The sequence below is a fragment of the Pseudomonas sp. 31-12 genome (assembly GCF_003151075.1).
GTDB lineage: Bacteria > Pseudomonadota > Gammaproteobacteria > Pseudomonadales > Pseudomonadaceae > Aquipseudomonas.
The window spans coordinates 4,463,761-4,475,552 of record NZ_CP029482.1 but is presented as its reverse complement, the minus strand read 5'-3'; the positions used below and the strand labels follow the sequence as shown (position 1 = coordinate 4,475,552).

Here is an 11,792-nt window from a genome sequence, read left to right as displayed (position 1 = left end):
GCAACCTGTATCTTTTCGAGTTGCTGGGCTCTGGCGATTCGATGGGGGTTTCGTCACTGTTTCAGTCTCGGGAGCCTTCGAGGGCCATAGCCCTCTACCAGCGTATGATCGCGATAAGCTGCACCAGAGCGGAAAGACAACCGTGGCTGGCGTTATAGCCTCAACGGATCAGATCAATGTATTCCAGTGGCCGATACGCTTGAGCTGGCAATTGAAGCAAAGGGTTACTCAATGTTGAAAAAACAGCCGGAAAACAAAGCAGCGACTGCTGCTGAAATCGAGCGCTCCATCCAGGCCCTGAACAAAATGGCAGAACGCCTTTGGGGTGAAGGCCGGGAAGTTGAGGCGAAAGCCCTCCTCGATGCCTTGAATTCGCTAAACCGGGCACTGGACCGAATCAGGATTGGCGAAAGTCGCAGGGTTGCGACGCTCCATTAATACGGACCAGGGGCTCACCGGTTACTGCTTCGGCTTTGTTTGCTCATCGCCCGAGCCACTCGAGCTAGCCGCATCTTTTTCGATCTCCTGCGACTCCGCACCAGAATTAGACCCCGCAGCTTCCTCACCCTTTTTGTCCGCCTTTTCCTTGTTGGACTCGCCCCCCTGGTTAAGCCCCGGAAGAGCACTTGGTGGAATAGTGGCGTCCTCCGTCACCTTCTCGGCCGCGAGCGTGTAAAGCGAGCAGACCGACAGGAGGCCAGCGAGTGTAATAGCGGCAATTTTGCTGTTCATGGTTTGCGCCTGCCGTGCGAGTGGATGTATGCATTTGAAGTGCGCGGACGGTGAACGTGCTGACGCCAGGACGAGCGGTACAAGGGCGCGACACCTGAACTGACAAAAAAACGTCAAGCCGCAGCTTCGAGCGTATCGAGATCCAAAAGGGTGAAATAGCCTGCATCCGGCTTCCAGCCAGCCGTGTCGATATGCATCACATTGCCAAGCCTGACCGGTTTACGTATTGGCGTATGCCCGACAATCAGCGCACGCAATCCCTCAACGCCCTGCGTTTCTTTCTGCTCGAGCCGGTTTCGTGACCACATGCAACGGTTCTGCACCTGCAACAGGCGCTGGCTGCTCTCTGGCGATTCCAGTTCACCGACCAACTGCCCCCATGATGGAAACGGACAATCGGCATGCACGATCCCAATCAGGCCTTGTGCTGTTTCGACTTCAATTGCAATAGGCAACTCGGCAAACTTCGTGGCGAACTCTTTCTTCTCGGACAGCGACAGGCCCGTAAACCATAAGCCGCCGTTGAAGATCCAGCTATCGACGTCACAGGTATCGAAGTGAACCACATAGTCGTCATGGTTGCCGCACACGGGGTGGAACCACGGCTCGTCCAGCCATTTGAGCGCGTCACAGCACTCGGGCCCGCGGTCTATAAGGTCGCCAACGCTGAACAGGCGATCAACCGAGGGGTTGAACCTGGCTGCATCCAGAGCAGCCTGCAACCGAGTGAAGTGGCCATGTATGTCGCCGACGGCAAAATCTTGGCCAACCGTGTTTGCGGCGAAGCGCTTAACCCGCGTCACCTCTGATATTTCGAACATGACCCTGCCTCATCCGCCAATCGCCAGCGAGCTCGTGGTCAGTTGAGTTTAGGCTGCGTCGGCGCAAATTGCGGGCAAGGCTTTACCGAGAGGACTTCGGGGTGATAACAAGCAATCAAAGAAAAACCCGGCATCGCGCCGGGTTTTGATCTCGTCAGGGGCAGTGTCAGTAGCCGGCCACTTGGGCGATGTGGCTGTCCTGCACCACGGTGATGAAGTGCAGTGGAACGTGCGGTTGCTCATCACTGGTGCGGATTTCGACACTACCGACGATTTGAAGGTGTCGCTCACTCAGCCCGGTCGACTCTTCTGCCTTTGCCATAGCCATTTTTCTCGCGTGGTTCGCTGCGATTTCATTAAGAGTTGACACGTTACATCTCCGGGGGGACTGACCAAGCATTGATTAGATTGCTGCCGCGTCAGAATTACGTCGTTCTGGGGCTGCCAAGGAACGGCTTGTGCAATCGCTAAGCCAGACAGGGCCGCCTTTTGTGCGCCGGATTTCATAGGCGACGAATGGTTGCCACGGAGTTCTTGGCTGGTCCAGACATGGACGCGCACATACACCACGCCACGCTCTGATGAGCCCGTTCGAATATCAACATCTGCGCAGACCCATATCCGCGTGGAGCAATCGAAACTATCCTTGCCATTGGTAGAGAAAATTGTCGCAGACCCCGAAATCGACTTTACCGTGGTGCCACAGCGCACCTTTATCAACGCCGAGCAGCTGCAAGCGCTAGGCGTGCTGAAAAACAAGGCTGACAGCTGGAAAGATTACTTCTTTGAGGAAGCACATGGCGGTGCAGGCAGTTGAGAAAAGACCGGACATCATGCAAAAGCAGAGCTACCAACTGCTGGAAGTCGCCCACGGCAAACCGATCAAGCTCTGGACCGAAGGCGTCCCGGTAGAAAGCGAAGCCAGGCAGCAATTGATCAACACCGCGAAGATGCCGTTCATCTTCAAACACCTGGCGGTGATGCCCGACGTGCACCTGGGCAAGGGCTCGACCATTGGCAGCGTGATTCCGACCGTGGGCGCGATCATTCCGGCCGCCGTCGGCGTGGACATCGGCTGCGGCATGATCGCCGCGCGCACGTCGCTAACCGCCGCGGATTTGCCGGACAACCTGCACGGGTTGCGCTGCGCCATCGAAAAAGCCGTGCCCCACGGCCGCACCGTCGGTCGTGGCATGCGGGACAAAGGGGCCTGGGACAGCGTTCCGAAACAGGCCGATCAGGCGTGGGCTGCGTTGAACCCACGGTTCAAGGCGATCACCGACAAATACCCGAAACTCGCCAACACCAACAACCGCGGGCACTTGGGCACGTTGGGCAGCGGTAACCATTTCATCGAAGTGTGCCTGGATGAAACCAACCGGGTCTGGTTCATGCTGCACAGCGGCTCACGCGGTGTCGGCAACGCCATTGGCAACCTGTTCATTCAATTGGCTCAGGCCGACATGCGCCAGCACATTGCCAATCTTCCAGACCGCGACCTGGCGTATTTCGAGGAAGGCAGCCGGCATTTTGACGATTACGTCGAAGCTGTCGGTTGGGCCCAGGATTTCGCCAGACAGAACCGGGCATTGATGATGCACGCGGTGATTCAGGCAACTCGCAAAGTGATCAGCAAACCGTTCGAAGTCGCCCTGGAAGCGGTGAACTGCCACCACAACTACGTGCAGAAAGAGCGGCACTTCGGTCAGGAGATTCTGGTCACCCGCAAGGGCGCGGTGTCGGCGCAGAAGGGCGAGTTGGGGATCATTCCGGGATCGATGGGCGCTAAGAGTTTCATCGTTCGCGGGCTCGGTAACGAGCAGTCATTCTGTTCCTGCAGCCACGGCGCCGGTCGCGTCATGAGCCGCACCAAAGCGAAAAGTCTGTTCACCGTCGCCGACCAGATCCGCGCAACCGCCCATGTCGAGTGCCGCAAGGATGCGTCGGTGATCGATGAAATACCGATGGCCTACAAAGACATCGACCACGTCATGCACGCCCAGCGGGAACTGGTGGAAGTGCTGCACACCTTGCGGCAGGTGGTGTGTGTGAAGGGATAGACATTCTGCGTCAGCCCAACCCTTTCAGGTCGGGCTTTTTCAGGCCTGAACAGTCACTGATCCTTTTCGCAATTCACCATCCACGACACACCAAACCGGTCTACCAGCATCCCGAAACGCGCCGCCCAGAAAGTCTTTTCCAGTGGCATTTGCACGTTGCCGTCTTCCGCCAAGGCGCCGAAGACACGCTCGGCTTCGGCAATGCTGTCGACATTCAGCGACACCGAACACCCGCTCATGTCATCAGTCGGGCGATCCGGTGTGGTGTCCGACCCCATGATCGCCTGATCGCCCACCGCCAGGCGGGTATGGATGATCAGGTTGTTGTAGTCCGCGGGAAAGTGCTCCCGCGCCGGGCTTTCGCCGAAGGTCATCATCAGTTCGATCTGGCCTGGCAGGGCTTGCTCATAGAAGGTGAAAGCGGCTTTGCAGTCGCCGTTGAAGATGAGGTAGGGATTGATTTTCATGTTTTGCTCCCGGTAACCGTGGGTGGAGACCCACATTGGCCTTTGAATCGACTCCAAGTAGCAAAGCGTTAGATGCGGGGATGTGCCGGGTTTGTTTAGACGTTTTTTCTATGTAAGCGCAGAAGCTTATTGCCTGGAAACTTTAAGCTACCGCGCGCACGCTGGAAGACGGGCGCAGCAAGCGCTCGACTGCACCGATCACCATGTTTTCCAGTAACTCATCGCGCTGCGCTTCATCCAGCGGATGTTGCCCCAGCCAACCGGGCGCGCTGTTGAGCAAGTTGGCGATGGCGTGTCCGGCGGCGATCAACCCCTGTTCGCCGAGACGGGGCGGGGCGCCGAGCATCTTCAACAGCTTGCGCTCGTATTGCTCGCGCAACTGGCGAACACGCGCTTGTTGCTCGTCGTTCAGGCAGCCGCTATCGCGTTCCGCCAGACGAAAATGCCAGGGCATTTCCCGGTGCAGATTCAGGTGAGCGCGGATCAGGTTGGGCAGTTTGTCGCGTTTGGCCGAGGCCTTTTGATCGATGCGCCCCAGGGTCGACAACAGTTCTTCGTAGAACTCTTCGATCAGGTCGAGCAGCAAGTGCTGCTTGCTCGGGTAATGGTGATACAACGAGCCCGGGGACAGTCCCAGGCACGTTGCCAGCTCACGCATGCCAACCTGCCCGAACCCCTTGCTGGCGAACAACTCCAGCACTTTGTCCCGGTACTCGGCGAAGCGCGAGCAACGCTCAGGCATAGGCATGGAAGCCACGTCCTGTCTTGCGTCCCAGGTAGCCGGCGGCGACCATTTCCTTGAGCAGTGGAGCGGGGCGGTATTTGCTGTCGTTGAAGCCGTCGTAGAAGGCTTCGAGAATCGCCAGCACGGTGTCCAGACCGATCAGGTCGGCCAACGCCAGCGGGCCGATTGGCTGGTTGCAGCCCAGGCGCATGCCGGCGTCGATGTCGTCGGCGCTGGCCAGGCCTTCCTGGAACACCAGGATCGCTTCGTTGATCATCGGCACCAGAATCCGATTCACCACAAAGCCCGGGCGGTTGCCGGCGGTGATCGCGGTTTTACCGAGGGTGGTGGCCATGTCCAATGCCAGGGCGTGGGTCGCGTCGCTGGTTTGCAGGCCGCGGATCACTTCGATCAGACCCATCACCGGCACCGGGTTGAAGAAGTGCAGGCCGATGAAACGCTCAGGATGGCTGACGCTGGCGGCGAGTTGCGTAATCGACAGCGACGAGGTGTTGGAGGCGATCACGCACTCGGCGCTGACCTGCGCGGCGATCTGTTGCAGCACGCGCAGTTTCAGGTCGAGGTTTTCGGTGGCGGCTTCGATCACCATCTGCACGTTCTGCAGGCTGCTGTAATCGGTGCTGGTGCGGATCCTGGCGAGGGCGTCGAGCTTTTGCGACTCGGTCAGGGTTTCCTTGGCAATCTGCCGGTCAAGGTTCTTGCCGACGGTGGCCAGCGCCTTTTGCAGAGCGCTGTCGGAGATGTCGATCAAGGTCACGTTGAAGCCGGCCAGCGCGCAGACTTGCGCAATGCCGTTGCCCATGGTGCCCGCGCCGATCACGCCAATGTTTTGCAGATTCATGTTCCGTCCTTCCGATCAAACCCTGCGATACCTTGGCCGTCGCAACGGCCGAAGGCGTACTATTGGCCGCGAGTCTAGAACCGGCCGGGCGGTTGTCCTATGCCGCAACTGTTCAACGGTGCTGGTGTTTTTTGCCATTCGGGCGAGGGGAGAGAAGCGTTCAAATGCGGGAAAAGGACTCGGTGGCGGCCTACTTCGTGCAGGCGATGATCCATGGGCAAGGGCTCACTCCGCAGCGCTCGCGCGCTGCGTTGGAAGAGGCGGGCATCGACCCGGCGTTGATCGAGCAGCCGACCGCACGCGTGCCGGCGAGCGCGTTTGCTGCGCTGTGGCTGATTCAGATCCGAGAATTGAACGATGAATTCTTCCGCCTCGATTCCCACGGCATGCCGCCCGGCAGCTTCGCACTGATCTGCCGCGGCTTGATCCAGGAACCCGACCTGCACAAAGCCATGCGCCAATGCCTGGCCAACTTCGCCCTGTTCCTGCGCGACTTTCGCGGCACCCTGACCGTGCGCGGCAAACGCGCGATTATCAGCCTGGACACCCACGCGCAAAACGCAGACGCCAGCCGTTTCGGTGAAGAGACGTTCCTGGTGTTGATGATCAGCCTGCTGTGCTGGCTCGGCGGGCGGCGCATCCCCATCGACCGCGCAGACTTTCGCCATGAGCGCGTTTCCCTCAGCGATGACCGCTTGCTCTGGGGCCCCAACCTGACCTTCGGCGCCGAACGCACCGAAATCGAATTCGCCAGCCACTACCTGCGCCTGCCGGTGGTTCAGGACCTGGCCTCACTGAAAGTGTTCCTGCGCACAGCACCGCAATGGCTGGTGATCCGCTTCCGCAACCAGCACGGCCTGGCGTCGCAAGTCCATCAGCGCCTGCGCAACAGCCATTACAGCGATTGGCCGACCTTGCAGGCGTTTGCCCTGGAACAACACCTGAGCCCCAGTACCTTCCGCCGCAAGCTGGAGCGGGAAGGCTGTTCGTATCAGGAGATCAAGGACGAAGTGCGGCGCGGGGTGGCGTTTGAGCAGTTGCGTGAGAGCCGGGCGAGTATCAGCGACATTGCCGAGCAGCTGGGGTTTCAGGAGCCGAGCGCGTTTCATCGGGCGTTCAAGAAGTGGACGGGGGAGAGTCCCGGGCGTTATCGGGCGCGGTTTCAGGATTCTCAGTAAGGGTTTTGAGCGGGCACTTTGTGGGAAGCCCTGCTCGACTGTTTAAAGCTTGTTTAAGCGCCCTCGAGGTTACGTCCTGAAAGCTACAAGACCTTGCGCCGTTGCCTACGGCTGCGCCAGAATCCGCCGGCTTGTGCGCCTTGGGGTCGCTCGGTAACTTGATTCCCGTCACTGCCCTTCAGTGATCGGGTTTCGCAGCCCGGGTAAACTCTAGACGCACAACGTCTACCGCTCGTGAACAGACGATTCATAGTCTGTCATTCATGTCATGGCGGCTGTGCGTGGGAGACCTTCGGGTCTGCCGGGTTCCTAGAGTCCTGGTCTGCGAACCCGCGTACAGTTGCCACCTCTTTGTCGTTTCGCAGCGAATGGTGGCAGCTCCATTTCTCTAGGAGTTTTGCCATGTTCAAAGTCACACCCAATCCACCGGACACCGATCCAGTCTCCCCGTACGAACCCGATTCAAAGAAGCTCAACGAAGCCGCCGAGCGCGCGCTCGACTTCCACTTTCCGTCGAATGCCGACATCAAAGCCACTCCGCGAACACGCAGCACGCTGTTTTCTGTGGACCCCGAGGCCACGGCGGAAACCCTGGCGGTGTATCTGGTTGAGACGCTGGCCTCGGTCGATGTGATGGTTCACCAGTTGGTGGATCATTTGGAAGGTGAGTCGCGTTATGCGCTGTTGGGGATTTCCAACAGCATCATGATGGCGGAGATCACGGCGAACCGGGTGTTGGATAAGATTGATTTGCCCAGGTAGTTGGTAATCCGTCGAGCTGTGCAGTGGTGCTATTTTGGGGGCTGCTGCGCAGCCCAACGGGGATAAATCCCCTCACCACAGGGTTTCTCGCCTGTGGGATTTCTGGCTGAAGTACCATGACGTCTTTGTTGTGTTCAGCGACTTCCTCTGCCGAGTTCATCAATCCATGCCTGCGGCACTTTCCCGTTTCACCTCATTGCTCGACCAGGCCCGGCGCGCCTTGCTGCTGGTCTGGGGCACTTCTCGCGGGCTGTTCCTTGGCCTGGTCCTGGCCACCCTGATTGCCGGTGTCCTCCCGGCCCTAGCCGCCTGGCTCGGCCAGCGCATTGTCGACGCAGTGGTTTTCGCCATGCAGTTACATGCGCAGCAGGGCAGTGCGCCGTTGTGGCCGGTGGTGCGTTATGTGTTGTTTGAAGCGGGTGTATTGGCGTTGCTGTCCGGGACGCAGCGGGCGTTGTCGGTTCAGCAGTCGTTGTTGCGGGTGCAGTTGGGGCAGAAGGTCAACACGATGATTCTGGAGAAGGCCCAGACGTTGTCGCTGGTGCAGTTCGAGAATTCCGAGTTTTACGACAAGTTGGTGCGGGTGCGGCGCGAGGCGTCAACGCGGCCTTTGGCGTTAGTGATGAAGTCGTTGGGGTTGATCCAGAACCTGATTGTGTTGATCAGCTTCGGCGTGTTGCTGGTGCATTTTTCGCCGTGGGCGCTGGTGTTGCTGGTGGTGGGGGCGTTGCCGGTGTTTTTCGCTGAAGCGCATTTTTCCGGGGATGCGTTCAGGCTGTTCACGCGGCGGGCGCCGGAGAGTCGGCAGCAGAATTACATCGAGACGCTGCTCTCCCACGAGGGCTACATCAAAGAGGTCAAGTTGTTCGGCTTCGCGCCGTTGCTGTTGAAGCGTTATCGCGAGACGTTTGCCCGTCTGTATGCCGAGGACCGGCGGTTGACGTTGCGCCGGGATGGCTGGGGATTTGTCCTTGGCCTGCTCGGCACCGCCGCGTTTTACCTGGCTTATGCGTGGGTGGTGGTCGATACCGTCCACGGCCAGATCACCCTCGGGCAGATGACCATGTACCTGGTGCTGTTCAAGCAGGGGCAGACGGCGGTGAGCAGCAGTTTGAGCGCCATCAGCGGTCTCTACGAGGATGGTCTGTACCTGTCGAGCCTCTACGAATACCTCGCCGAGCCGGTGGTGGCCGATGCCGGGCATCTCACGGTGGGCGCGGTGCCCGGCGATGGTTTGCGGTTCGAAAACGTTGGTTTTCGTTATCCGGGTGCGAGTCGCGCCGCTCTGGAGGGCATCGACTTGCACCTGGTGCCGGGGCGCAGCTTGGCGCTGGTGGGGGAGAACGGTTCGGGCAAGACCACGTTGATCAAGTTGCTGACCCGTCTGTATCGCCCCGATCACGGGCGCATCCTGCTCGACGGCAGCGATTTGCAGGTGTGGGAAGAAGACGCGTTGCGTCGGCGCATCGGGGTGATTTTTCAGGATTACATCCGTTACCAGTTCTCCGTCGGCGAGAACATCGGCGTCGGCGATACGTTGGCGTTCAACGATGAAGAACGCTGGAAAGCCGCGGCCACCGAAGGCATGGCCGCGCCGTTCATCGAAGGACTGGATCGAGGCTACGCCACGCAATTGGGCCGCTGGTTTGCCGGTGGCCAGGAGTTGTCGGGTGGGCAGTGGCAGAAGATCGCCTTGTCCCGTGCTTACATGCGTCGTAACGCCGACATCCTGATTCTGGATGAGCCGACCTCAGCACTCGACCCGGCCGCGGAAGCGGCGGTGTTCGAGCATTTCAGCGAACACACCGAGGGCCGCATGACGTTGCTGATCTCGCACCGGTTTTCCAGCGTGCGCAATGCCGATCACATCATCGTGCTGGATCAGGGGGCGATCCTGGAGCGCGGTGATCACGACAGCCTAGTGGCGGCGGGCGGGCGTTATGCGCAGTTGTTCAACCTGCAAGCCCGGGGTTACCGCTAGGCCCGGCGATCTGCGGTGGTTTTGCTTTCAGCAGGCCTTCGAGTGCCTGGCGGTATTGGCTGCCACCCCGGCTCATGCTGTTGTTGTGCGTGCCGCCGGGGATCAACAGCAGGCGCTTGGGTTCGCTGGCGGCATTGAACAGCTGCTGGCTGAACCGCGAGGGCATGAACGGATCGGCCAGGCCATGCACCACCAGCAGCGGCATGTCGATGTCGACGATCTTGTCGATGGAATCGAATTTCTGCGACAGCAGCCAGCGCACCGGCAACCATTTCACCGGCAGGTTGCTGTCGGCCACTTGCGCCACGGCATCGCCCAGAGAGGTGAAGGTGGACTCGATCACCAGACCGCGCACCGGTATTGCGCTACGGTCCGTTTTCGCCTGCGCCGCCAGGTCTGCGGCGAGGTCGATGGCCACCGCGCCGCCCAGGGAATGGCCGTAGATCAGACGCTTGTTGGCGTCCGGTTGCATCGCCTTGAAGCGCTCCCAGGCGACGCGGGCGTCCTCGTAGACGCTGGCTTCCGATGGCAGATCACCCTTGCTTTGGCCAAAGCCGCGGTAATCGATGGCCAGCACCGAATAGCCCATCGCCCGTAACTGCTCGATGCGGAACGCCTGGCCAGTCAGGTTCCAGCGCACCCCGTGCAAATACAGGATTGATGGCGCATCGCGCCGCGCAGCCGGCCACCACCAGGCATGCAGGTTTTGCCCGGCCTTGAAGCTGGCAGGCTTGATGTCGAATTCCTGAACGTCCTTGGGCAAACCGCGATACCAGCCGGCGGTACCCGGCTCGATGCGGAACAGCAGTTCGCGCTCCTTGTATTTGAGTACGCCGCAACCCACAGGCAAGCCGACGACCAGCGCGGCCATGCACAGCCAGGGCAGCCAGCGTCGGCTCAGGCGGCTCATCAGGTTTGAAAACATGCAAAGGTCCGGAGGATGAAAGGGAAAGTTCGGGTTTTAACAGATGCGTGGGGGGAGGTGGGGATAAATTCGACAGTCGTAGAAAGGGCCGGATCAGTCGGTGATGCTAAGGGCCCCATCGCGAGCAGGCTCGCTCCCACAGGGGAACGCATTCCAATGTGGGAGTGAGCCTGCTCGCGATGAGGCCATTCCTGCCCACACATCTTTAAAGCCATGCGCAAAGCCATTCGTCTTTGCCTCAAACCCCACGCAACAAAAAGATTGAATAATCACACAAAATGTTATTTAAATAACAAAACAACAACGTCCAGCATCAGTCTGGCAAGCCGGATCAAGGTGGGATAGCAATGAGCAAGATCGCAGTCATCGGCAGCAACATGGTGGATCTGATTACCTACATCGACCGCATGCCGGCCCAGGGCGAGACGCTCGAAGCGCCGGGGTTTGCCCTCGGCTGTGGCGGCAAGGGCGCCAATCAGGCGGTCGCTGCGGCGAAGCTTGGGGCGGATGTGCTGATGCTCACCAAGGTTGGCGATGACATGTTTGCCGACAACACCCTGGCCAATTTCCAGCGCTTCGGCATCGACACCCGTTACGTGCAGCGCGTGCCCGGTGTGTCCAGCGGCGTTGCGCCGATCTTCGTCCAGGCCGACTCGCACAACAGCATCCTCATCGTCAAAGGCGCCAACGCGCATCTGCTTCCGGCGGATATCGACGCGGCGGCCCAGGCATTGCGCGAGTGCTCGCTGATCGTCCTGCAACTGGAAATCAACGTCGACACCGTTTACCACGCCATCGAATTCGGCCGCGCGCACAACATTCCAGTCTTGCTCAACCCCGCGCCAGCCTTGTCGGGCCTGAGCCGTGAGCATTTGGCGCACCTGGATTTCCTGGTGCCCAACGAATCCGAGCTGGCGCTGATCACCGGCCAGACCGTGGACTCCCCGGAGTCGGCGCACAAAGCCGCCCAGACACTGGTCGCCAGCGGCATTCGCCACGTGATCGTGACCCTCGGCCAGCAAGGCGCGTTGTACGTGGGCGAGGAGGGCGAGTTTCAGATTCCCGGCCTGTCCGTCGCCGCACGCGATACCACCGGGGCGGGCGACGCCTTCATCGGCTGCTTCATTCATCACTGGAGCCGCGACCGCGACATCCGCGCCGCCATGACCCACGCCGTGGCGTATTCCGCCTGCTCGGTCACCGGCCTCGGCACCCAGTCCTCCTACCCGGACGCCCCAACATTCGCTGAATTCCAGCGCCAACTCGGCGCTTGAAATCGA

General features: G+C 59.9%; 13 protein-coding genes and 1 pseudogene. 7 read left to right on the top strand and 7 right to left on the bottom strand.

What is annotated here, in order from left to right:
- Positions 1-231: 231 nt before the first annotated feature.
- A complete protein-coding gene (locus DJ564_RS21150; protein WP_109636152.1) occupies positions 232-438 on the top strand; it encodes a hypothetical protein in 207 nt (68 codons plus the stop codon).
- A 21-nt stretch (positions 439-459) separates the two neighbouring features.
- On the opposite strand, the gene DJ564_RS21145 is transcribed toward DJ564_RS21150, so the two are convergent.
- The 3 genes from DJ564_RS21145 to DJ564_RS21135 all read right to left on the bottom strand — a co-directional run bounded on the left by DJ564_RS21145 (position 460) and on the right by DJ564_RS21135 (position 1,923).
- Positions 460-732, bottom strand: a complete 273-nt coding sequence (locus DJ564_RS21145; protein WP_109633027.1) for a hypothetical protein — start codon at positions 730-732, stop codon at positions 460-462.
- A 113-nt stretch (positions 733-845) separates the two neighbouring features.
- Positions 846-1,553 carry a metallophosphoesterase gene (locus tag DJ564_RS21140; RefSeq protein ID WP_109633025.1) on the bottom strand — a complete coding sequence of 236 codons (708 nt, stop codon included), beginning with the start codon at positions 1,551-1,553 and terminating at the stop codon, positions 846-848.
- Between the two features lie 166 nt (positions 1,554-1,719).
- Positions 1,720-1,923, bottom strand: a complete 204-nt coding sequence (locus DJ564_RS21135) for a hypothetical protein (protein ID WP_109633023.1) — start codon at positions 1,921-1,923, stop codon at positions 1,720-1,722.
- A 234-nt stretch (positions 1,924-2,157) separates the two neighbouring features.
- Here DJ564_RS21135 and DJ564_RS21130 point away from each other — a divergent pair.
- Positions 2,158-2,370, top strand: a pseudogene (locus tag DJ564_RS21130) (sulfonate ABC transporter substrate-binding protein); the annotation flags it as partial.
- Positions 2,371-2,386: 16 nt separating this feature from the next.
- Complete coding sequence (locus DJ564_RS21125) at positions 2,387-3,613, top strand: RtcB family protein (RefSeq protein WP_109636151.1); 1,227 nt, start codon at positions 2,387-2,389, stop codon at positions 3,611-3,613.
- Between the two features lie 53 nt (positions 3,614-3,666).
- Here DJ564_RS21125 and DJ564_RS21120 read toward each other — a convergent pair whose 3' ends face one another.
- The 3 genes from DJ564_RS21120 to DJ564_RS21110 form a co-directional block, all read right to left on the bottom strand.
- Positions 3,667-4,080 carry a VOC family protein gene (locus tag DJ564_RS21120; RefSeq protein ID WP_109633021.1) on the bottom strand — a complete coding sequence of 138 codons (414 nt, stop codon included), beginning with the start codon at positions 4,078-4,080 and terminating at the stop codon, positions 3,667-3,669.
- Positions 4,081-4,222: 142 nt separating this feature from the next.
- Positions 4,223-4,828 (bottom strand): TetR/AcrR family transcriptional regulator, encoded by a 606-nt coding sequence (locus DJ564_RS21115; RefSeq protein WP_109633019.1) that lies wholly within the window; start codon positions 4,826-4,828, stop codon positions 4,223-4,225.
- Positions 4,815-5,666, bottom strand: coding sequence for a 3-hydroxybutyryl-CoA dehydrogenase (locus DJ564_RS21110; RefSeq protein ID WP_109633018.1), 852 nt, complete (start codon positions 5,664-5,666; stop codon positions 4,815-4,817). Before DJ564_RS21110 ends, DJ564_RS21115 begins: the two co-directional genes overlap by 14 nt.
- A 164-nt stretch (positions 5,667-5,830) precedes the next feature.
- On the opposite strand from DJ564_RS21110, the gene DJ564_RS21105 reads away from it, so the two are divergent.
- From DJ564_RS21105 to DJ564_RS21095, 3 genes are all read left to right on the top strand, one after another.
- The gene (locus DJ564_RS21105; RefSeq protein WP_109633016.1) at positions 5,831-6,844 is read left to right on the top strand and encodes an AraC family transcriptional regulator; all 1,014 of its coding nucleotides are present in this window, start codon (positions 5,831-5,833) and stop codon (positions 6,842-6,844) included.
- A 402-nt stretch (positions 6,845-7,246) separates the two neighbouring features.
- Positions 7,247-7,606 carry a DUF6124 family protein gene (locus tag DJ564_RS21100; protein WP_109633014.1) on the top strand — a complete coding sequence of 120 codons (360 nt, stop codon included), beginning with the start codon at positions 7,247-7,249 and terminating at the stop codon, positions 7,604-7,606.
- A 166-nt stretch (positions 7,607-7,772) separates the two neighbouring features.
- The gene (locus DJ564_RS21095; RefSeq protein WP_109633012.1) at positions 7,773-9,587 is read left to right on the top strand and encodes an ABC transporter ATP-binding protein; all 1,815 of its coding nucleotides are present in this window, start codon (positions 7,773-7,775) and stop codon (positions 9,585-9,587) included.
- On the opposite strand, the gene DJ564_RS21090 is transcribed toward DJ564_RS21095, so the two are convergent.
- A complete protein-coding gene (locus DJ564_RS21090) occupies positions 9,559-10,512 on the bottom strand; it encodes an alpha/beta hydrolase (RefSeq protein WP_109633010.1) in 954 nt (317 codons plus the stop codon). The two genes, DJ564_RS21095 and DJ564_RS21090, sit on opposite strands and share 29 nt — an antisense overlap.
- 347 nt (positions 10,513-10,859) lie before the next feature.
- Between DJ564_RS21090 and rbsK the strand changes: the two genes are divergently transcribed.
- Positions 10,860-11,786, top strand: a complete 927-nt coding sequence (rbsK, locus tag DJ564_RS21085) for a ribokinase (RefSeq protein ID WP_109633008.1) — start codon at positions 10,860-10,862, stop codon at positions 11,784-11,786.
- Positions 11,787-11,792 lie beyond the last annotated feature (6 nt).